Genomic DNA, 21,808 nt, shown 5'->3' with positions numbered 1-21,808 from the left:
GCTATACTAGAACGCGTTCATCACTAAAGTATATGGATACTAAACCGTATTTCATATTCGGAGGAGTGCAGGCATCATGTCACCAGGACGGAGCAGCGGCCAGTACAGCGATCAAAACTGGCTGCGATCCTTTATGTTCACGCTTTTCGGCACCAGTGTGCTTGTCGTCTCTTATTTTCCTTTATTCTACACCCATCTCGGCTTCACCAGCCCGCAGATCGGAATCCTGTATTCCATCGGACCCCTGATCTCCATTTTGTCCAATCTGTTCTGGAGCATGGTCAGCGACCGGCTGGGCACCATCAAAAAAATCATGGCCATTCTTCTGGCCGGCCAGCTGGTTACTGCACTTATACTGGCAAGAGCCACAGATTTTGGGGTGGTTATGCTTATTTTGTCCCTTTTCTATTTCTTCTATTACCCGCTTTTCCCGCTTGCAGATACGATGGCGATCAAAATAGCCCAGCGCCACGGGCGCAACTTCATTACCATCCGGGTTTTTGGCTCACTTGGCTACTCCTTTTTCGCGCTGACGATCGGATATGTGCTGAGAGCGTTGGGACCGTCCTCCAGCATAGCCGTCTGTATTGTAATCGTAATCATTGCGCTTCTAATTACCGTTGGCCTGAAAGATGTCAGGCGGACCGGAGAGAATATGCAGCACGCTGCCGTTCCTGCAGCCGAGCCGGCCAGGGCGGGAGGACTGAAACAGATTTTGCTGCAAAAAGAAGTACTATGGTTTTTCGGCAGTGTTTTCGTGCTTGCCATTGGCTACAGAATGAATGAAGCGTTCCTTACACTCAGCCTGAAAGCCATGAATGCAGGCGATGAGATCATTGGCTGGTCGCTGCTGGCCTCAGCCTTGAGCGAAATCCCGGTCTTTTTCGCCCTGAGCAAATACGGTGACAGATTCAAGGAGCTGCCTCTGCTCGCTTTTGCCAGTCTGATGTTCGCCGCACGTTTCCTGTTCATGGCGCTGGCGAATGAGCCTGTTGTTGTTGTTGCGATCCAGGCCATGCACAGCGTCTCATTCGGCATATACTACGTGACGGCCGTCCGGTACATTACGCGGATTATCCCGGATCATCTCCGTGCCACAGGTATGGCGATCTTTACTGTCGTCTGGTCCAGCGCGGCCGGTCTGCTCAGCGGCACCTTTGGCGGACTTATCTATGAAGATGCCGGACGCACGGTTTTCTATGTGGTAGCCATGAGCTTCTCGCTGCTGGCCTTTGCTGGTTTTTTCGCCAAACATCTGGCGGATACGGGATTCGGTTTCGGACGTTATTGGCGCAGAAAAGATTATTAGGGTCCTGCTTTCTGCAAGCGATAGCTGGAGAATTTCCCCGAAAAATAAAAAAGAACTTGATCAAAATGATCTGTCCTTTATTATGAACTCATCTACTGACCCAACGAATCCTGCGGCAACCCTTTAAGTGGAAAAAGGTTAACTAATTTGCCGGAATACCCATCCTCGGGCAGATCTAAGTGGAAAAAGGGACACTAATTCAGCTCATTTCGCCATTATTCAAGAAAAGTAGTCCAATTAAGTTTACTTTTTCCACTTAAATCTTAGGATTTTTTAATTTCCGGAAAAATAAGTTCCCTTTTTCCAACTAGCACCTGTGAAGAAACCGGTAAGTAATTGCTAGTTGGAATTAGGATATTTAGACCGACTCCCCCCTCAGAACTCGGCCTTCGCAGCCACAGCAACGGCATTTCTGCTGTTGCTCATTACACATTCGTCTAAAGTATTTATTCTACAACTTCAAGCATAATTTTATCCACTTGCGGAGGTTTCCTATACAAATAAAGCTTCGCTTTCCCCAAAACATATAAAATTCTTATCTTTCAAGTGGAAACGTGCGGATAGGAAAGCCGTTATTGAAACAGGCTCCATCGAATGATATAACGGCCCCTGAGTCCGTATCCGCTGAAAAAACAAGATTTTTGGCAAAATAAGGCATCTCAGTCCGCTTCAGCCTGTGGATGGAGCCCCATCCTCCTGCATCGCTTATATCCACTAAGGTTCTCAAGATATCCGCGTTTTTGACAATGTATAATTTCTAGAGTAAAGGGCTGGTGCAACCCAGCCCCTCCTCATCAAACCGTACGTGAGGTTTTCCCTCATACGGCTTTCCGATGTTCGTCATTCATGGGCATGCAGATTACAATAGCGTTTTTAGTCCATATTGGATGGTCAAATATTTAACTTCTGACCTGGACCTCATCCATCTCCCGCGTTGTCTCTTCTTCGCGTACCACCGGGTTAATCTTTGCAAAATATACCAATCCAGTTTCGCTAATCTCTTTTGGCTGTAGTTCGTGTAGTAATAATTTCTCCATCCTTGAATCTTTGGATTGAGCCATTCCACCTGTTCCGCCAACGTTCTTGAGCGCATGCTCGGAGGGGCTAATCTTTCTTTGACCACGCCTCGGATGCGCTCCTCTGCCTTTTTCGTTAGCCATTGCTGTGTGGTGTAATATACCTTCCCTTGGGAAGTTTCTGCTTTCGTTTTTCGATGGTGCATTCCTAAAAAGTCGAATCCTTCGTCTCCTGTCCACAGGCCTACAATGCGGGTTTTGGTCGGATGTAGAGTTAACTCCAGACGTTCCATGATTCTGCTTATGAGCTCATAGGCATGTTCGGCGTCCTTTTTCGTTTTACAGACTACGACGAAATCGTCTGCATACCTGGTCAGTTCCCCCAATCCACTTCCGTGTTTCTCCCATAGCCGGTCAAAGTAGTTCAAGTAGATATTCGCCAACAGCGGTGAGATGACGCCACCTTGTGGTGTCCCTAAATCGGAACGCCTCACGTTTCCTTCTTCCATAACTCCCGCCTGAAGCCATTTCCGTATTAACTTCAAGATTCTCCTGTCATTGATACGCATCTGTACCAGTTTCATGAGCTTCTCTTGATTAATGTTGTCGAAGTAACCTTGGATATCGACGTCGACTACCCAATTTCCTTTGCGGTTGCAGGCTTTCCGGATTCGTTCCAGCGCTCCTTTCGCACTTCGCTTCGGGCGAAATCCGAAGGATACTTCTTCGAAGTCTGCTTCGAAGATGGGCTCAATCACGAGTTTGGTTGCCATCTGTATGACTCGGTCGCGCACGGTGGGTATGCCCAGCGGCCTTGGCTTCCCGTCTTTCTTTGGGATATAGTGCCGCCGCACAGGCTGCGGATGGTAGCTGCCTTCTTTCAATTCTCGCTCACAGGTCTTAAGGAAGTTCGTTTCTCCTCGTTCCTCGATGTCTGCGAGCGTCACGGCATCTACTCCTGCTGCTCCCTTATTCGCTTTCACCCGTTTCCAGGCTTCACACAGCACATCCGGGCGGTAGACCTTGTCATACAGCGCATGAAATTTACGCTTCTTGTTCTCCTTGGCCGCATGACCTAGCTTTTCTTGGAGTTCTTGAACTTTTTCCTTTGGTGTCGTTAGCCCTTTGGCATTCACTCACTCGTACCTCCTCCAAAAGCATAAACAAAGCAGGGCTCCTTCCCTCCCTAAGGTTATGTTGTCCTTAGGTTCTTCGGTATTATGAGCCCCTCGGACTCCCTTCCCACAGACGGTTCATTTCATCTTTTGGACTTATAGAGCGTCTCTTTACGGGTTTCTAAAAAAAAAATTCCTCCCGTGTGGGGGAGGGTCTCCCCAGTTCACTGCGTCTTCTTTCCTTCCATGCCGATCCCCATACGCCGGAGGATTCTTCACTGCCGTTCCAAGTTCTCTGCAGCTTCCGTGGTCTTCACCCGTATAGGCGAGGCTCGACTTCCTCTCTCCCCCCTTGCGGGGCCTTTGTGACGACGCGGCAGGATTCACTTCATGTTACGGCCTAGCAGGTTGCTCGCCCTGTCTCTGACCGGACTTTTGTCGATGCGCTTCTACGCACAGATTTCGCCGTACGCAGGCATCCCAGCTACACGGGGGCTTGGCCCCTCCCGTGACCGGACTTTCACCGGCTAGAAGATACGTGCTTTCTGGGCACGCCCTATTCAACAAAAAAACACAGTTCCCGTAAGAACTGTGTGCTTTGAATTTCTGGTTACCACTCTTGCAAGTGCTGCCATTACAAAACTATATGTTGTGACCGACAGACATGCTGCCCAGCCGTTTCTTATAATTTAACTACGTTAGCTGCTTGGGGACCGCGGTTACCATCAGTAATATCGAATTCTACCGCTTGGCCTTCATCCAAAGTCTTGAATCCGTCACCTTGGATTGCTGAGAAGTGAACGAATACATCTTCGCCGCCTTCTACTTGAAGAAAACCATAGCCTTTTTCTGCGTTAAACCATTTTACTGTACCTTTCAAATGAACAACCTCCTAAAAATACCGCCATATATGACGTATGTTTACATTATACCCCAACTCTGCCTGCAAAGCAATCCACCATTTCCCTTATCCGGTGATAATATTTGCTTTTCACTTCCCCCGTGCGTTATCATTGAGCCAAAAGTCAAAAATCGCCAGGGTGGTAATGAAAATGATCAAAAAACATGAAATATACAAAACAGACAAATGGAATATGATGACGGTAGAGGTTCAGGGGCGCTACATTGTCCTCCGGGAGATTTCCGACCAGTGGGGAGAAGAAACGCATACCTTTATGAGCCGTCCGGCCATGATGCAATGGGTCAACAACCGCTTTAACAAGGAATCGTACAAGGATAATGAAGAAGAGTACAAGAATATCATGGCAGCCTTTAAAGAGGTCTAGCCGCAGATGGATAACGAAAATTTAGTCATCTATATTATTGTTGTTCTGTGCCTGGGAGCCGTTCTGGTCATGGGCAGGGAAAAGGTGCCGCCGCGCCTCAAACGCGGTATGGCCCTGACTGCGGTAATTCTGATTGCCTTGGCTTTTGTCTTCATTATTTATAGCCTGGTGGCATAACTTTTGCGGCTGGTTCTAAAAGGCGTCTATTCAAACCCTGACATTGAAGTATGAATGTACGCCATAGGATAAATAATCAGGATTTGGCAGGGCATACTAAGCCAACCTTAAAGTGCTAAGGAGGCTGCTGTTATGTCCTTTACTGTCAAGTCCCTCCCGTTACTGCTTGCCTTAAGCCTGCTGCCGGGTGATTTATCTTCATTCGCCGCACCGCAGAAGGATATGACTACTACATCCCATCATCCGAGGAGGATTGCAATGAAACAATTATTGAAGAGAAGTGAAGTGCCCGCCGAAAACCGCTGGAAGCTTGAAGATATGTTCGCTTCGCAGGAGCAATGGGATGCGGAATACAAGGAAGCCAAGGAGCTTATCCACAGCGCCTCCGGATTTCAGGGGAAACTGGACTCACCGGATGCACTCAAAAAGTGCTTCGAGCTGGACGACAAGCTGTCCCTGCTGACCGAGCGCCTGTATGTCTACGCGCACATGCGCCAGGATGAAGATACGGCGGCCCCAACCTATCAGGCCCTCTCCCAAAAAGCAAAGAAGCTTGGAGTGGAAGCCGGAGAAGCTACTTCTTTTATCACACCGGAGATTCTGGCCTTGCCTGATGAGAAGCTGGACCAGTTCATAGCAGACGCTTCCCTCTCGGAGTACACCTTCACCTTGAAAGAAATGAAGCGTGAGAAAGCGCATATCCTGACCAAAGCGGAGGAAGCACTGCTTGCACAGGTTGGCACGCTGGCCCAGGCTCCGCAAACCGTGTTCAGCATGCTCAACAATGCCGACCTGAAGTTCCCGAAGATCAAGAACGAGGAAGGCAAAGAAGTAGATCTGACGCACGGAAGCTACATTCAATTCCTGGAAAGCCCTGACCGTGAGGTGCGCAAAAATGCGTTCAAGGCGGTATATGAAACGTATGGCAAGCAAAAGAACACCATAGCAGCAACACTCAGCGCGAACGTTAACAAAAATGTCTTTTACTCACGTGTGCGCAAGTATCCTTCCGTGCTGGAAATGTCCCTCTACGGAGACAATATTCCGAAAGAGGTCTACACCAACCTGATTGATACCATTCACGAGAGCTTGCCGCTGATGCACCGCTACATGAAGCTGCGCCAGAAGCTGCTCGGCGTTGACGAGTTACATATGTATGACCTGTTCGCACCGCTGGTGGACGAATACAAGCTGGACATCACTTTTGAAGAAGCCAAAAAAATTACCAAAGAAGGCCTGAAGCCTCTCGGCGCGGATTACCTGAGTGTGCTGCAGGAAGGCTATGATAAAGGCTGGATTGATGTCTACGAAAATGAGAACAAACGAACCGGCGCATACAGCTGGGGAGCCTACGGCACACACCCTTATGTGCTGCTGAACCATAACGATAACCTGAACAGCATGTTCACGCTGGCGCATGAAATGGGCCATGCCCTGCATTCCTACTATTCGGACAACGCGCTGAAATACAGGGACGCGCAGTATACCATTTTCCTTGCGGAAGTGGCATCAACGACCAACGAGGCGCTGCTGATGGATTATCTGCTCAAGAAGTCCACTGATCCAAAAGAAAAAATGTACCTGCTCACTTATTATGCCGACCAGTTCCGCACTACTGTTTTCCGGCAAACGATGTTTGCTGAATTCGAGAAGATCATTCACCAGCGCGCCGAAGAAGGCGAATCGCTGACGCCTCAGGATCTGTCGGCCATCTACTATGACCTGAATGTCAAGTACTACGGCAAGGATATGGTAGTTGACAAGGATATCGAGATGGAGTGGGCGCGGATTCCGCATTTCTACAACAGCTTCTATGTATACAAATATGCTACCGGCTTCTCGGCGGCAACCAGCTTCGCCAAGCAGATTCTGGAGGACGGCAAACCGGCGGTCGACAAGTACCTCGGCTTCCTGAAGAGCGGCGGCAGTGATTATTCGATCAACATTCTCTCCAAGGCAGGCGTCGACATGTCCTCTCCTGCACCGATCCGCGAAGCGATGAGCGTCTTCGAAAGTGTGATCGAGCAGATGGAACAGTTGACCAAATAAGCCGTAAAGCTTAGTATTACAGTAATCCCTTGCCCTTTGCGGGCAGGGGATTTATCTTGTCACCCATGCTCAAAGGAGGAAGTTTCATGAGATTGCAATGGTCGCTGATCTTAGGTCTGATCTTCGCCCTGCTGACCGCCGTGTTCGCAGTCATCAATGTTGACCCGGTTGAGGTTAATTTCTATTTTGATGTGGTCAGCATTCCGCTGATCCTGGTCATTCTGGGCTGTGCACTGATCGGCGGGGTTATTGTCGGCTCCTATGGCATTTTCCGCCAATATAAGCTGCAGAAACAAATCAAAGGCCTTACAGCAGAGCTGAACAAGCTCCGTGATGCGGGAAATTCTCTGGACGCGGTATCTGCGAATCCGGATAGCTTGTCTGCAAACAGCACAACCCAGCTCTAAGCTGATCAAAAAGAAATATACATCCATAGTTTCATAGAAAAGCTATATAAATGACATAACCTAAAATCACATGTACAACTTATATCGTTTATAAAGAACAGGAGGACTATAATCTTGCTTACCATCCAACCTAACGAGGCTTACATCTTATCGGTTCTAAAAAAACTGCTGGACACCCCCAGCCCCAGCGGCTTCACGGCACAGGTCATGAAGCTTGTAGCTGAGGAAGCGGCCGCACTGGGCATCCCCTTGAGCTGGAACGAAAAAGGCGGAGCGATTCTGACTGTGCCCGGACTTGATCCTGCACGCACCATCGGCATCAGCGCCCATGTGGACACACTTGGAGCCATGGTGCGCTCCATTAAACCAAACGGCACGCTGCGCCTGACCTCTGTCGGCGGCTTCACCATGAACAGCATCGAAAATGAATATTGCGTTATCCATACCCGTACCGGATTAACCTATACCGGGACGATTCTAAGCAGCCATCCCTCGGTTCATGTCTACGCGGATGCGCGTGATTTCAAACGTTCGGAGGAAAATATGGAGATCCGCATCGACGAGGTGGTGTCAACCAAAGACGACGTGCTGAAGCTCGGCATTGCCGTCGGCGACTTCATCTCCTTCGATGCCCGGGCGGTGATCACGCCGAGCGGCTATATCAAATCGCGCCATCTGGACGACAAAGCCAGTGTGGCGGCACTGCTGGGTCTGCTGGAGAGCATGAAGCGCGAAGGCTGGAAACCGCTGCACAATCTGTCCCTGCTCATCTCCAATTATGAAGAGGTCGGTCACGGTGCCGCCTGGATTCCCGGCGGGATCAGCGAGATGATCGCCGTCGACATGGGCGCTATGGGTGATGACCTGAGCTGCAAGGAGACCGATGTCTCCATCTGCGCGAAGGATTCCTCCGGGCCGTATGACTATGCCATGACCAGCAAGCTGATCGAGCTGGCAAACGGGCTGGCAATTCCGTTTGCGGTCGACATTTACCCGCAATACGGCTCCGATGCTTCCGCCGCCCTGCGGGGCGGGAACAATATCCGCGCCGCGCTGATCGGGCCGGGCGTGCATGCCTCCCACTCCATGGAGCGCACCCACAAGCAGGCTGTGCTGAACACGGCCAAGCTGCTCGCGGCTTATGTGGGCGCGAATTGAGAGCGCCCGTGCTGGCCTGCGCAGGGCATGGCAGCGCAAGCCGTGGCTGATCGCCGCCGTGCTGCTGGCGGCGGCTGTTACGGTGGCCGTCGTGCTGTGGACGAGGCCGCAGCCGCAGCCGAGGGAGGCCTTCCACGGCCTCCCTCACGTATACAGCTACCTGCAGGCGGACAGCTCCGCCCAGGTGCAGCTGCATATGATGTCAGCCCAGCCTGCTGACATCATACTGCGCAGCGCAGGTTCAGCGCTGCGCCCGATTGCCGCCTACGGGATTAACGGCGGCTTCTTCTACGGCAGCGACCTGCTGTCGGTCGCGGTCATGAATGACCGCCCGGTGAACGGAGTTCAAGGGGCGTATGGGTCGGGCTGGTTCAACGCGAAATATCCGCGTGGAACACTGGTCTGGGACGGGGCCAGCGGGGCGCTGTCGGTTCAGGTCGTCTCCTCGGGAGATGAGCTGGACGTCACGGACCGCGGGCATTACTGGGCGCAGGGCGGCATCAGCATGAACCTGCAGCATGAAGAGCTGTGGCAGGCGGCCGCAGCCGCAGAGCATCTTCCCTATGCCGACGAGCAGCGGATGCGCTCGGGGCTGGTGTACAATGCGGACGGGAAGCTGTGGCTGATCGTCACGCCAACGCGCTGTACGGCAGAGGAATTCCGTACAGCCATTCTGGAGGCCGTCCCCGGCGGGGGGCGGGAAGGGATTTTTCTCGACGGCGACGGCTCCTCGCAGATGAACGCCGCAGAAGCCCTGCTGACTGGCGACTCGCGCCCTGTCGTGCAGATGATTGCCTTGGCAGGAGCGAAGCAGCCCTAGAATAAGTATTTTATAACCGGGTACGGATTCAGTGAGCTCCGCTGAATCCGTACTCTTTTTAAATCAGGCGGAGCCTGCGACGAAAGTCAATTGACGTTCAGTGGGCATGTTTGATACCGGGGGTCCGTATTTTTTTTGTCCCTGTTCAGAATACGGAGTGCTGTTCCCGACTTGGCAATCAGGTAGCGGACATTCTCCGTTTCCACTTCTTCTATCTCATCCGCAGACAGGACGGCCGTCAGCCGGATGCGCGTAGCCGTTCGCTCCGTGACTCTGATCCGCAGGGGAATAAAGGAAACGAGGCCGGTATCGCCTACAATAACGTACAGCCTGTTGTTCCGCGAAACGGTCTGCAGATTGCAGAACATCCGGTTGCTCATATCCACCCCCCAATACCGCCGGAAATAAGCGATCACCTTGGCTTTTGTACTGAATCTCAGCGGCAGCTGCTTATACTCTACCCCGCCCACAGTAATCACCCTATTAATATCCGCAGAATCATACACATTGAACCAGGCCGTCTCCGCAGTGGCGATGAAGGCTTTTAATTCCCTGTCCGTCTGGGCTATTTTCACCATAATATCTCCTCCTCGCAATATAGTATTACAAGCTGGGGAAAGTGCTTGTGTACTGGTCCACGGGGAAGGGACTATTGTCTTCCTGCAAACAGAGCATTCGAATTGGCACCTGTAAACGGAAACGACTGCACCATCCTGAAGAGGACGGCACAGCCGTTATGGATAAAATAAATTGTTGGTTTATTCCCATACCTGCTCCAGCTTATCCGAATAATACAGGATAGCTTTACGGTAACTGCCGATCCCTTCGTCGGAGGAAGTCTCCGCGACCAGGGTCAGCAGCAGCTTCATTGCCTCACTGTGCTCGCCCAGGTTGTGCAGGGTCATAGCCAGAAAAGCTTGAAATTCCTTCTGCTGCGGAAATTCCCCCACCCCCTGCTCAAGCACTTCCTTGGACCGGGGATATTCGCCCAGCGTTCTGTAAGTGCTGCCAAGTCCCAGGATTGCGCCCATCCGCTGTTCTGGGGGCAGCCCAAGCGACAGGCTCCGCTCGTAGTAGGGGACCGCCTCCCGTTCCAGGCCAAGCACGTCATGGGTCCAGGCCAGCTGATACAGCAGTCCGGCATTCTCTTCATCCCCGCTCAGCAGGGCAAGGAGCAGTTCTCTTGCCTCTTCAGCCTTCCCGGCGTTGCGAAGGGCCACCGCTGTTTCAATCGAATGTGTCATATTCATCTGCCTCCTCGCTGCATCTGGCATGCTGCGGGTACGCCGCTGGATAACCGCAGGTATAAATGCAAACGTGCTACGCTTTTCCGGCGATCTTCTCCGCAAGCTCGTTCAGATATGTCCAGCGTTCCATCAGCCGCTCCAGCTCGGCTTCACCCTGCCGCTGCTTCTCTACCAGCTCCTGAAGCTTCCCGGAGTCTGCAAAGGCTGCCTCCATCTGTGCGCTGATGTCCGCCAGATGCTGCTCTGCCTGCTCGATCGCCTCGTCGATCCCCTCATATTCACGCTGTTCCTTGAAGGTGAACTTTAGCTTTTCTCTCGCAGGCGGCGCGGCTGGTACTGTCTGCCCCTGTTCCGGTGCGGAGCTGTTTTTTCCCGTTCCCGCTTCTTTGGGGGTGTCGCCACCGCGTGCCGGAATATTGTTCGCCATCCATTCCTCATATTCACTATAGTTTCCGACATGCAGCCGGATGCTGCCATTCTCAAAGGCGATCAGCTTATCGACCGTGCGGTCCAGGAAAAACCGGTCATGAGATACCGTGAACACCACACCGGGGAACTCGTCCAGATAATCTTCCAGTACGGCAAGGGTCCCGATGTCAAGATCATTGGTCGGCTCGTCCAGCAGCAGCACATTGGGTGCGCCCATCAAGACACGCAGCAGATAAAGACGTCTCTTTTCTCCGCCGGAGAGCTTGGCGATCGGCGTCCATTGCATGGCCGGCGGGAACAAAAACCGCTCCAGCATCTGTCCGGCTGTAATGACGCTGCCGTCTGCTGTGCGGATGATTTCCGCCTCTTCCTTCACGTACTCTATAACCCGCAAGCTGTCGTCCATATCCTGATGCTCCTGGGTGAAATAACCCAGCTTGACGGTAGCCCCCAGCTCCACCTCTCCGCGGTCCGGCTGAAGCTTCCCGGCTATCAGATTCAGCAGGGTCGATTTGCCGCTGCCGTTCGGCCCCACAATCCCTACCCGGTCCTGCGGCACCGCAATGTAGGTCAAATCCTTAATCAGCGTGCGTCCATCGAGTGATTTGGTCAGGTCCTTCATTTCGATGATTTTGCGGCCGAGACGTGTCGAGGCCACGGAAATATCCAGCGCTCCCGCCGATGCGGGACCCTGGCTTTCCTTCAGCTTCTCGAAACGGTCGATTCTGGCCTTCTGCTTCGTGGAGCGGGCCTTGGCTCCACGGCGGATCCAGGCCAGCTCGGTGCGCAGCAGATTTTTGCGTTTCTGCTCCTCCGACGCTTCACGCTCCTCACGCTCAGCCTTCAGCTCCAGAAACCGCGAATAGTTCGCTTCATAACGGTACAATTGCCCGCCATCCAGCTCCAGCATGACACTGGCTACCCGTTCCAGGAAGTAGCGGTCATGGGTTACCATCAGCAGCGCCCCGCGCCGCTTCTGCAGGTATTGCTCCAGCCAGGCCACCGAGTCCGTATCGATATGGTTCGTCGGCTCGTCCAGGATCAGCAGCTCGGAAGGTGTAATCAGCGCCGCCGCCAGAGCCACACGCTTGCGCTGTCCGCCGGACAGCGACTCCATCCGTGCATCAAACTGCGTAATGCCCAGCTTCGTCAGGACGGTTTTGGCTTCACTTTCCAGCTGCCATGTCCCGGCGGCATCAATAGCTTGTCCAATCTGCACCAGCCGGCGCTCAAGGGCGGAGTCGCCCGGACGGCTCTCCAGAAGAGCAAGTGTCTCCATATACTCCCGCATGGCAGCCAGCTCCGGCTCATCACCGGCGAAAACCTGCTGCAGCACGGTGTTGTCCGGCTCATACGGCGGATTTTGCGCCAGATACTGCACCCGCACCGCATTTCCGATGGCAATTTGTCCGTCATCCGGTGTATCCAGACCGGCAATAATCTTCAAAAAGGTGGATTTCCCCGTACCATTCACACCGATAACGCCAATCTTGTTCCTGTCATCCATACCAAACGACGCATCCCGGAACAGTGTTTTTTCCCCATAGCTCTTGGAAAGATGTTCCACGGTCATAATATTCATGCTCTGTCCTCGCTTGCCTTATATTTGTAACCGGCCTGTGTTCCTTATTGCTCTGCCGGCCAATCTCCAAGTGATCCGTTCATGTTGCTGACGGCCCCTCCGATAAAGAGGCTGGCGGCAAACTTCGCCCGTTTGTGCGCCTCCTCCTCCGTGAAGAAGGGATCAAACAGAATATCCATTTTTAGCCGGTCCAGCATGCCAATGTATGACTGGGCCATCAGCTCCGGCTCGGACGCCCCGCCTTCCAGCAGCACCATCACTACAGCTTTCATATATTCTTCCATGAAAAGCGCCATGTAGGCGACCAGCTCAGGGTTGTTGTTCGGCGCCCGAAAAAAAAGCTTGGTATGCTGCTTACGCTCATAATAATAAAACAGATGATGTTCGGCAATAACCGACAGCTTCCCGGTCAGGCTGCTGCATGCCTGGAGCTTGGCTTCCAGCTGCTGAAGGAATCCTTCACAGTCCCGCCGGGTGACGGCCATGAACAACTCCTCTTTATTTTTGAAATACAAATACACCGTGCCTTTGGCAATGCCTGCACGTTCCGCTACTTCCGAAATCTTCGTTTCGTAGAAGCCGCCTGAACCGAAGAGCTCGTAAGCGGCATCCAGGATGGCTGTATGTTTATGAATGGATGCGCTGCTCACCGGTCCACCTCCTTCAATATTGCGGGTATACGGTTACCCTGCATCACAGCCCGCCGATCAGCAGGGCGGCGAGCCCGCCCAGCATAGAGCTGGCGGCATTCACAGCATCGTTGTTCATCCAGCGCCAGCCCCGGGCAAATACCGTGGGCTGGCCGCAATGCCGCGAGGCTTCCACCTCGCGGCCGCATACGGTGCAGCGGTTCATGCGCTGCACGGTCGCCCCCAGCACCGAGTCGGCAAAGGCGCCGACGAGGCCCCCGACAAGTCCTGCCAGCGTAAGCAGCAGGACGGGATGCTCCGGCATGCCGGAGGCTGCGCGCAGCAGCCAGGAGGCAAAGCCGATCAGGGCGCCGCCGGCAGCGGCGGCCAGGGTGCCCGGCAGCGAGACGCCGCCGGAGGTGCCGGGCGGGAGTATCCGTCCCGTCAGCACAGAGCGGGGCGGCTTCTTGGCCAGGGTGCCAATCTCTGTCGCCCAGGTGTCGGAGGTCACGGTAGCCATGACGCCGATGAACAAATATCCCCAAAGCTCCAAGGGATAGATGGCGTTCAGGAGCACCAGCACCATGCCCAGCCCGCCATTGGCGAACACCTGCCCGGCATCCCGGCGGCCTGTTTTGTCATAAGCGGCTTCCAGCTCCGCCTTATTCTCATGATGAAGCTTCGAGAGCAGGCTGGACGAGATGAAGAACAGCAGCAAAATGCCGAACCAGAAGGCATTTCCTGCTCCAAAATAAATGGTTCCCATCGCAATCGCCGCCAGCATCCCGGAGAAGCTTAGGGACTGCTTGTAATAAGCGGCTCCTGCTACCAGCAAGGCCCCGCCGAAGCCGATCACCCATTGCAGCACATCAAGTCCTGTCGGCATGTGTTAACCGATCAGGCAGGTGCCCAGCAGAGTTTCGCCCCAGAACAGCTCGAACGAATCGCCGGAAGCCACCGGACCTACGCCTGCCGGAGTACCGGTAAAGATAAGATCATCCTTGCCCAGCCCATAACGGGCGGCAATGAAGTCCACGATTTTTTGCAGCGAAAAAATCATGTTCTTGACGTTTCCGCGCTGCACCTCCACACCATTCTTGCGTACAGTGTAATCGGTCGCTTCCAGTTCTTCGGTCTCCGGAAACGCAATGTAGGGAGTCAGCGGGGCAGCGTTCTTGAAGCCTTTGGCGGGCGTCCAGGGCAGCCCTTTCTTTTGCAGATCGTTATGGATGTCGCGCAGGGTGAAATCCAGGCCGAGGGCCATTACATCCACCAGCTCCTGCACACTCATGCCGGGGACATAATCCCGGGCAATCCTTAGCACAATCTCACCTTCGTAGTGAATCAGACCGGCATCCTTGGGAAGCTGAATGATCGCCTTGTCGAGGGGGACCGCCGCATGGGAAGGCTTCAGAAAGACCAGAGGCTCCGAAGGCACCTTATTGCCCAGCTCCTCCGCATGTTGCCTGTAATTTCGTCCAACACAATAGATATTGTTAACATCAGCGCCCATTCATTCTTCAGCTCTCTTTCCCGTCAATTGTATGCTTAAAGCTAGGCCTCCAAAAACGTGTCGCCCCAGATATCGGGGCGGTTCGTGCAGATCATGATCTCCGAATGCATGGCGGACAGACGGCGCATTTCCTTCGCCTTGTTTACCGTCCAGGCCATCACCCGTATGCCCCGCTCAGCAAGCAGCTTCGCCAGACCGGGATTCAACCGGTCAAAGCTGATCGATAAAAAGGAGCAGTCCAGCTCCTTCAGCTTCCGCGCGGGATCACCGGATCTGGAGTCGTAGATCAATCCCGTTCGGAAGCGGGGGTCCAGCTCCTTGATCCGCTGCAGCGCGCCGGCATCGAATGAGGTCAGAACCACCTCGTCGCGCATGCCGTGTGCATTCACGAGATCAATGACCGCCTGCTCCAGCCCCGGATACATATCACCGCTGGTCTTAAGCTCAATGTTCAGCCGCAGCCGGCCGGAGGCCAGCTCCAGCACTTCCTTCAGCGACGGCACGCGTTCCCCGCGAAAAGCACGCCCTTTCCAGCTCCCCGCATCCAAACGCCGGACATGCTCGTAATCCATATTTTTGACCTTGCCATGCCCGTTGGTGGTGCGGTCCAGTGAAAAATCATGAATCACTACCGGCACGCCGTCCTTCGTGAGCTGAACATCAATTTCCATCCAGCGCACAAACGGCAGCGCGATCGCCATCCGTACGGCAGCAAGCGTGTTCTCCGGAGCTTTTCCGGAGAAGCCGCGATGGGCCACACACATATTTTTCATCGTAAGCACCTCCGGCGGAAGTATGGTGTATATCGTAATGGCTATATTGGCACCTTACTTGACAACCTGAACTACGTTTCCGTCACTGCCGATCTTCACCAGACCGGAGGACAGGGACTCTACTTTGTGCAGCAGCAGCTGGCCGTCCACCTCATTCATGGGCACCGGCTGGGCCAGCTCTGCATTCATCGGCTTAAGCTTCATGGAACACTGTCCCTCTACGCTGCATTCCGCTTGAAACACAGCGGTATCCCAGGTGGCCCGGGTTTGGGAACGGGTAAAAATAAAGTTGCCGGTGCTGTAGGCGATCCATTTGCCCTTGTAAGGCTCGATCCCTTGCAGCACATGGGGGTGCCCGCCGATGACCAGATCCGCGCCCGCATCAATAAAGCTGTGCCCAAGGGACTGCTGGACGGAATCGTATTGTTCCATACGCTCTTTGCCCCAGTGCACGACCACAACGACCAGGTCTGCCTTCTTTTTGGCGGCGGCGACAGCCTTCAGCGCTTCCGCACTGTCATACACCGAAGCCACCCCCGGCTTGCCCGCCTCCGCCTTCCACTCCATCACAGGCATCACTCGTGTAAATCCGAGCAGCGCGATGCGGATGCCGTTGCGCTCAAAGTACTTGGCGCTGTACGCCTCTGCTGCATCGACTCCGCCTCCCACATAGGGAATGCCGCGCTTGTTCAAGTGCTCCAGCGTGTCCAGCAGGCCTTCCTCTCCCTGATCCAGGGTATGGTTGTTGGCCAGATTGACGGCATCCACACCGGCAGCCTTCATGGAGTCGAGTGCCTTGGGTTCTCCTTTGAATACAAACTGCTTGTTTGCGGCACCTACCCCTCCGGTAGTAATGGGGGTCTCCAAGTTGAGAACAGTCAAATCATCCTTCTTGAATATGCCGTCCAGCGCGGCGTAGGAGTAGTCATAACCTTTTTGCTTCAGGAGCTGTCCCGCCTTGCCTGAAAAAATGACATCTCCGGCAAAGTTCAGCTTTACTGTGGTCCCGGCATTCTCCGGCAGGCCGGAGATTAAGCCGCTGTCAGCACCCTGTGGGGTTCCTGTGACCCCAGGATCGTCCGTCTTTTCCGGGACGGCGCTTTCTTCCGGCGCAACGGTGGGAGCAGGTTCGGTAGGAACCGGTGTTATCTCCGCAGCCGGCGAAGGCGAATTGGAAGGCTCTGGTTCAGGCGTCGCTTCCGGTGCCAGCGATGGCGTTAAGGTTGGCGGAACGGATGCAGCAGCCTCCCCCGGATCAGGTGAAGGCGAGCTGGCCACTTCTGCGGCAGGCGGAGGCTGGCCGTCTTTCCCATCGCCTCCCATAAAAGAATAGGTAAGCAGTGCAGTAATCATTAAAAGCAGGCTTACGTTAATCCATGCCCAGGCCGTTCTGCGCCGGCGTTTTCTGCTTTGCCTGTTATTTTTTCTGGTACGTGAACGCGGCGGATACATAGCTGCAAGCAATCTCCTTTGCCCTAAAATTGTTTCTATTATAGCATAAGTCACTCGCTCTCCTCCAAAAAGAGAGACAGGTAAAAGATACGCTAATTAGAACAAAACGGCTGCGCTGTCCTTCAGCTTCACTGGACCGTGCTGCCGTCTTTGATTTCGTCTTGCGTTGCCTGGAGAACTCTGTATGAATCGCGGCAATTCCAAGTGGAAAAAGGAGAGCTCATCTGCCCCAGTCGCCTTCTAGCTAAATCAAAGGTACTTTTACCTCTCATTTCACTCAGCTGCCCACTTCTGACCAAATCAAAGGTACTTTTACCTCTCATTTCACTCAGCCGCCCATTTCTGACCAAATCAAAGGTACTTTTACCTCTCATTTCACTCAGCCGCCCATTTCTGACCAAATCAAAGGTACTTTTACCTCTCGTTTCCCCCAGTTGCCCATTTCTGACCAAATCAAAGGTACTTTTACCTCTCATTTCACTCAACTGCCCACTTCTGACCAAATCAAAGGTACTTTTACCTCTCGTTTCCCCCAGTTGCCCATTTCTGACCAAATCAAAGGTACTTTTACCTCTCATTTCACCCAGTTGCCCATTTCTGACCAAATCAAAGGTACTTTTACCTCCCATTTCACTCTGCCACCCTTGGCCGCTTGAACAACGGTACTTCTGCCGTTGTTCAGCGGCCAATCGGACTGTGTCATACCCACATAGCATGGTTAGAACATCCGTTGTTGACTGTGCGATTTCGTGTGAGTTCCTTGCGGACTCGATGAACTCCCTTCACGGCTTTCCCTCTGCTTGATGCGGACTAGAAAACCGTTATTGGGGGAGGATTCGTCCATTCTGCTATTCCACAGGACAAACGGATCGAGTTTCCTCTAAAATATTCTATAATAACATATTTTATTTAATTACATAATTCACCAAGTGGGAACATACTGGCTCTTGGCTCTTCAACAACGGCATTTCTGCCCTTGTTTCCGGGGAAACAGGTCCTCAACTCTTCAACAACCGCGTTTCTGTCGTTGTTTCTGTTCCACATTGGTCCTTTAGAGGAATCAAGCAAAAAGACCCTTAACCCTTTCACACCTTATCCGCAGCAGAAAAAACTCATAATTCCAAAACTATAAAAAACGGTGAAGCGGCTTTGTCCGCGCTTCACCGTTCCGGTTATTTCAGCACCGCTGCCGGTTCAGGCTGCTGCACGAGCCTCCCTGCGGCGCTTTCAGCCGTCAGCTTGGCCTGCTTGATGCAGTCCGGCATGCCAATCCCGTCATAGCCGGCGCCAAAGGCATAGACTCCCGGCAGCTTCTGGGTGAGCTCGCTGCGCAGTGCAGCTATCCTCGCCGGATGCCCCACCGGATATTGCGGCATGGAGTGCTTCAGCCGGGTAATTTCCGTGAACATCGGCTGGGCCGTGATTCCCATAATCTCCTTGAGATCCTTAAGCACCAATTCTGTCAGTGCCGCATCCGGCAGCTCTACGTTCTGTTCGTCGCCCGAACGGCCGACATAGCAGCGCAGCAGCACACGGTCATCGGGACTGGTATGCAGCCATTTGGTCGAGGTCCAGGTGCAGGCGGTAATATTGCGTCCCTCCTTGCGCGGGACCAGGAATCCGGACCCGTCATACTCGGTGTGGATGTCCTTTTTGGCAAAAGCCATGACTACATTCGCCACCGATACATAGTTGACGCTGTCCAGTGCCGACACATCCACATGGGGCCGGAGCAGGTCTGCCGCAGCAAAGTTCTGCACCGTGACATATACATCATCCGCCGGCACTAATTCTCCATTGTCCAGCTCAATTTCATAACGGGGGGAAGGCCCTGTTCCTGCAACCTGCGAAGACGAGCCGCCAGCAGCCTCCCCACCCCGTACATGAATGGCAGCCACTCCCGTTCCCGTCCGCTGCTCAACATCATGCAATTCATGAATTAAGGCATGGACCAGGCTCTGCAGGCCTTTGCGGAAGGTCAGAAAGGCGCTTTTTTTGGTGCCGGTATGCGTTTCAGCCGGCTTCCTCCCCATCATCATCCCGCGAATGAGACTTCCATGCTTCCTTTCTACATCTCCAAACTGCGGAAAGGTCGCCTGAAGGCTGATCTTGCGCATATCCCCGGCATAAATCCCGGCTAAAAGCGGCTCCGTCATATTCTCCAGCACTTCTGTGCCCAGACGCCGTTCGATCAGCGCACCCAGCGATTCATCCTCTGTACTGCGCCGGGGCGGAATGATGAAATCCATCATCGCCCGCATTTTGCCGCCAAAGGTAACAAGGCCGCTCTTCAGAAACGGCTTCAGCTCTGTGGGAATGCCCAGCACAAGACCTGCCGGCATGGGATGCAGCTTGCCGCGCTGCAGTATGTACGTTTTTTTGGCATTCGGATTGGTGGTTACCAGCTCATGATCGATTTCCAGCTCCTTCGCCAGCTCGCTCATCACGGTTTTGCGGGCCAGAAAGGAGTCCGGTCCCTTCTCAATGACAAAACCCTCGCGGTGCAGCGTTTCTATCTTGCCGCCGAGGCTCTTGTCCTTCTCCACGAGAATGATATCCGGCTGAATTCCGGCTTCCCGGTAATATTTGCGGACATAAAAAGCGGCGCTGAGGCCGCTGAGGCCCCCGCCGATAATAACTACTTTTCGTGCCCTGCCGGTCATGACTGGCTCACCTTGAACTGCCCGGCCGCTGTCCGCACCACATCGCTGAGCACAGACATATAAGCCGGATCACTGTTGAGCGAATCAATCCGCATCAGCCGCATATCCAGTTCAGAGGCCAGCGCCTGTGCTTCAATATCCAGGTCATACAGCACCTCCAGATGGTCGGACACGAAGCCGACCGGGGCTACCAGCACATATTTCACCTGCGCCTCGCTAAGCTCGTGCAGGGTCTCCAGAATATCCGGTCCCAGCCATGGCTCGGCTGTGCGGCCCGCGCTCTGCCAGGTGAACTGCCAGTTGCGGACTCCCGCCTGCTTGGCGACAGCTTCAGAGGTGGCCAGCAGCTGATCGCGGTACGGGTCCCCCATGGACAAAATACGCTCAGGCAGACTATGCGCGCTGAATAACACCCGGACATCCTCACGCACCGCACCGGCTTCCTCGAACAGATCCAGCTTGGCCGATACTCTGCGGCTCAGGACTTCAATCAGCTCCGGATGGAGGTGATAGCTCTCCACAAATGCCATTTCGATTCCGCTGGCTTCCGCCTTTTCCTTGGCGCGTTTGATATAGGTGCCGACACTCATTACGGAATAATGGGGGGCGAGCACAATGCCCACACCATGCGTAATGCCGTCCTTCGCCATCGCTTCCACGCCATCCTCGATAAAAGGACGGGCGTGCTTAAGCCCCTGATAGCAGACAAATTCCACTTTTTCTCCGGCGTGACCGTTGTTCAGCGCGGCCTGCAGCGCCTCAACCTGGCGGTTAGTATTCTCCCGCAGCGGAAACACTCCGCCAACGATGGCTTCATAACGGTCCTTCAATTCCTTCAGCTGTTCTGGAGAAGGCGCATGTCCCCGGCGGATATGCGTGTAATAAGCCTCCACCCCTTCCAGGCTTTCAGGCGTGCCGTACGACATAACGAGTACACCAATTTTAGTGGTCACGGATTCCATCCCTTTCTGCGGTTAATGAACATCTTACAGATCTGTTTATAATGATAGGCGCGGTTTCGCGGTTTGCTTCAGAGCCTCACGGGAATAGTCATGGACATATTCCGTCAGCTCCTTTAGCGTGTCCAGAGAAGCCTCGGGAAATAAACCGTGCCCCAAATTAAAAATGTAGCCCGGCTCGCGGATGCCTTCATCGATCAGAGCTTTGGCCCGTTCCTTGAGCAGATCCAGCGGTGCTGTCAGCAGATAAGGGTCCAAATTGCCCTGGACCGCAAAACGGCCGCCGATGCGGCGTCTGCCTTCAGTAAGGCTAACACGCCAGTCCAGACCGATGACATCCGCCTGGAGATGGGCCAGGCTTGGCAGCAACTCACCTGAGCTGACGCCCGGAAAATAGATCTTCGGCACATTAAGATCCGCAAGTCCGGCAAAAATACGGGAGATGGTCGGCAGCACATACAGCTCAAAATCATGTGGAGCAAGCGCACCCACCCAGCTGTCGAACAGCTGGAATGCCTTGCCTCCGCTGGCGACATGGGCGCGCAAATAGGCGATGACCATATCGCCAAGCTTATCCATAAGCATGAACCAGACCTGCGGCTGACTGTACATCATTTCCTTGGTGCGGTGGTAGCTCTTGGAGGGCCTGCCTTCGATCAGATAGCTGGCAATGGTAAAGGGCGCTCCGGCAAAGGTAATCAGGGGCACATCAAGCTCTTTGTCCAGAATGGCTATAGTCTTCAGGATATGGCTGAGATCGCCTTCCACATCGATGGGCTTCAGCCTCTCCACATCCGCTGCACTGCGGATCGGGTTCTCGATAACGGGACCGATGTTCTTCACAATGTCGAATTTCACCCCGAGGGAAGCAACCGGATTCATGATATCGGAATACAGAATGGCCGCATCCACACCCAGCTTGCGGACAGGCATCATTGTAACCTCTGCCGCAAGCTCGGGCTGTTCACAGATCTCCAGGAGCGAGTAGTTTTCCTTGATTTTACGGTATTCGGGATCATACCGGCCGGCCTGCCGCATGTACCATACGGGAATGTGGTCCGTGTCTTGCTTCCTGCAGGCGCGGATAAAAGTGTCATTGTAGGTCATGATAAGATCTCCATTAGTTTTGATAGAATGTGTGTATACGCTTATCCTTTATTATGCTCTTTTTAAAAGTTCGGAACAACCGCCGGAACACTGAGGGAATGACAATCCCATGACATT

21 protein-coding genes are annotated in these 21,808 nt (G+C 53.5%); 7 read left to right on the top strand and 14 right to left on the bottom strand.

Annotated elements, in window-relative coordinates:
- The first annotated feature begins 76 nt into the window (after positions 1-76).
- A complete protein-coding gene (locus PRIO_RS12570) occupies positions 77-1,309 on the top strand; it encodes an MFS transporter (RefSeq protein ID WP_046502641.1) in 1,233 nt (410 codons plus the stop codon).
- Between the two features lie 859 nt (positions 1,310-2,168).
- On the opposite strand, the gene ltrA is transcribed toward PRIO_RS12570, so the two are convergent.
- Together ltrA and PRIO_RS12560 are read right to left on the bottom strand one after the other, a co-directional pair.
- Positions 2,169-3,461 (bottom strand): group II intron reverse transcriptase/maturase, encoded by a 1,293-nt coding sequence (gene ltrA / locus PRIO_RS12565; RefSeq protein WP_020425999.1) that lies wholly within the window; start codon positions 3,459-3,461, stop codon positions 2,169-2,171.
- Positions 3,462-4,122: 661 nt separating this feature from the next.
- Complete coding sequence (locus PRIO_RS12560) at positions 4,123-4,320, bottom strand: cold shock domain-containing protein (protein WP_019911834.1); 198 nt, start codon at positions 4,318-4,320, stop codon at positions 4,123-4,125.
- 172 nt (positions 4,321-4,492) lie between these two features.
- Here PRIO_RS12560 and PRIO_RS12555 point away from each other — a divergent pair, with 172 nt between their 5' ends.
- From PRIO_RS12555 to PRIO_RS12530, 6 genes are all read left to right on the top strand, one after another.
- Entirely contained in the window at positions 4,493-4,726 is a 234-nt protein-coding gene (locus tag PRIO_RS12555) for a hypothetical protein (RefSeq protein ID WP_020430876.1), read from the top strand.
- Positions 4,727-4,732: 6 nt separating this feature from the next.
- Complete coding sequence (locus PRIO_RS36030; protein ID WP_020430875.1) at positions 4,733-4,903, top strand: hypothetical protein; 171 nt, start codon at positions 4,733-4,735, stop codon at positions 4,901-4,903.
- A gap of 258 nt (positions 4,904-5,161) precedes the next feature.
- On the top strand, positions 5,162-6,952 hold the full coding sequence (pepF, locus tag PRIO_RS12545; protein WP_039790267.1) for an oligoendopeptidase F: 1,791 nt from the start codon (positions 5,162-5,164) through the stop codon (positions 6,950-6,952).
- Between the two features lie 86 nt (positions 6,953-7,038).
- A complete protein-coding gene (locus tag PRIO_RS12540; protein WP_020430873.1) occupies positions 7,039-7,359 on the top strand; it encodes a LapA family protein in 321 nt (106 codons plus the stop codon).
- Between the two features lie 114 nt (positions 7,360-7,473).
- Entirely contained in the window at positions 7,474-8,517 is a 1,044-nt protein-coding gene (locus tag PRIO_RS12535) for a M42 family metallopeptidase (protein ID WP_020430872.1), read from the top strand.
- The gene (locus PRIO_RS12530; protein WP_020430871.1) at positions 8,501-9,337 is read left to right on the top strand and encodes a phosphodiester glycosidase family protein; all 837 of its coding nucleotides are present in this window, start codon (positions 8,501-8,503) and stop codon (positions 9,335-9,337) included. Before PRIO_RS12535 ends, PRIO_RS12530 begins: the two co-directional genes overlap by 17 nt.
- An 86-nt stretch (positions 9,338-9,423) precedes the next feature.
- Here the strand turns inward: PRIO_RS12530 and PRIO_RS12525 are convergent, their stop codons facing one another.
- From PRIO_RS12525 to hemE, 12 genes are all read right to left on the bottom strand, one after another.
- On the bottom strand, positions 9,424-9,915 hold the full coding sequence (locus PRIO_RS12525; RefSeq protein ID WP_020430870.1) for a DL-endopeptidase inhibitor IseA family protein: 492 nt from the start codon (positions 9,913-9,915) through the stop codon (positions 9,424-9,426).
- Positions 9,916-10,095: 180 nt separating this feature from the next.
- Positions 10,096-10,581: a tetratricopeptide repeat protein gene (locus PRIO_RS12520; protein WP_020430869.1), complete on the bottom strand. Its 486-nt coding sequence runs from the start codon at positions 10,579-10,581 to the stop codon at positions 10,096-10,098.
- A gap of 76 nt (positions 10,582-10,657) precedes the next feature.
- The gene (locus tag PRIO_RS12515; RefSeq protein WP_020430868.1) at positions 10,658-12,595 is read right to left on the bottom strand and encodes an ABC-F family ATP-binding cassette domain-containing protein; all 1,938 of its coding nucleotides are present in this window, start codon (positions 12,593-12,595) and stop codon (positions 10,658-10,660) included.
- A 44-nt stretch (positions 12,596-12,639) separates the two neighbouring features.
- Positions 12,640-13,245 carry a TetR/AcrR family transcriptional regulator gene (locus tag PRIO_RS12510; protein WP_020430867.1) on the bottom strand — a complete coding sequence of 202 codons (606 nt, stop codon included), beginning with the start codon at positions 13,243-13,245 and terminating at the stop codon, positions 12,640-12,642.
- A 43-nt stretch (positions 13,246-13,288) separates the two neighbouring features.
- The gene (locus PRIO_RS12505; protein WP_039790265.1) at positions 13,289-14,089 is read right to left on the bottom strand and encodes a DUF92 domain-containing protein; all 801 of its coding nucleotides are present in this window, start codon (positions 14,087-14,089) and stop codon (positions 13,289-13,291) included.
- A 24-nt stretch (positions 14,090-14,113) separates the two neighbouring features.
- Positions 14,114-14,737 carry a fumarylacetoacetate hydrolase family protein gene (locus PRIO_RS12500; RefSeq protein ID WP_020430865.1) on the bottom strand — a complete coding sequence of 208 codons (624 nt, stop codon included), beginning with the start codon at positions 14,735-14,737 and terminating at the stop codon, positions 14,114-14,116.
- Between the two features lie 41 nt (positions 14,738-14,778).
- Positions 14,779-15,510: a glycerophosphodiester phosphodiesterase gene (locus PRIO_RS12495; RefSeq protein ID WP_020430864.1), complete on the bottom strand. Its 732-nt coding sequence runs from the start codon at positions 15,508-15,510 to the stop codon at positions 14,779-14,781.
- A gap of 54 nt (positions 15,511-15,564) precedes the next feature.
- Positions 15,565-16,863, bottom strand: coding sequence for a CapA family protein (locus PRIO_RS12490; protein WP_231869873.1), 1,299 nt, complete (start codon positions 16,861-16,863; stop codon positions 15,565-15,567).
- Between the two features lie 227 nt (positions 16,864-17,090).
- Positions 17,091-17,591, bottom strand: coding sequence for a hypothetical protein (locus PRIO_RS12485; RefSeq protein WP_046502625.1), 501 nt, complete (start codon positions 17,589-17,591; stop codon positions 17,091-17,093).
- Positions 17,592-18,134: 543 nt separating this feature from the next.
- Complete coding sequence (gene hemG, locus PRIO_RS12480) at positions 18,135-19,625, bottom strand: protoporphyrinogen oxidase (protein WP_046502622.1); 1,491 nt, start codon at positions 19,623-19,625, stop codon at positions 18,135-18,137.
- Positions 19,622-20,578 carry a ferrochelatase gene (hemH, locus tag PRIO_RS12475; RefSeq protein WP_046502617.1) on the bottom strand — a complete coding sequence of 319 codons (957 nt, stop codon included), beginning with the start codon at positions 20,576-20,578 and terminating at the stop codon, positions 19,622-19,624. Before hemH ends, hemG begins: the two co-directional genes overlap by 4 nt.
- 45 nt (positions 20,579-20,623) lie before the next feature.
- Positions 20,624-21,691, bottom strand: a complete 1,068-nt coding sequence (hemE, locus tag PRIO_RS12470) for a uroporphyrinogen decarboxylase (RefSeq protein WP_020427488.1) — start codon at positions 21,689-21,691, stop codon at positions 20,624-20,626.
- Between the last annotated feature and the right edge of the window lie 117 nt (positions 21,692-21,808).

Origin of the sequence: Paenibacillus riograndensis SBR5 (assembly GCF_000981585.1) — a bacterium.
Lineage (GTDB): Bacteria > Bacillota > Bacilli > Paenibacillales > Paenibacillaceae > Paenibacillus_AQ > Paenibacillus_AQ riograndensis.
Note: the sequence above shows the minus strand (reverse complement) of the source record. Positions and strands in the feature narration are given on the sequence as shown.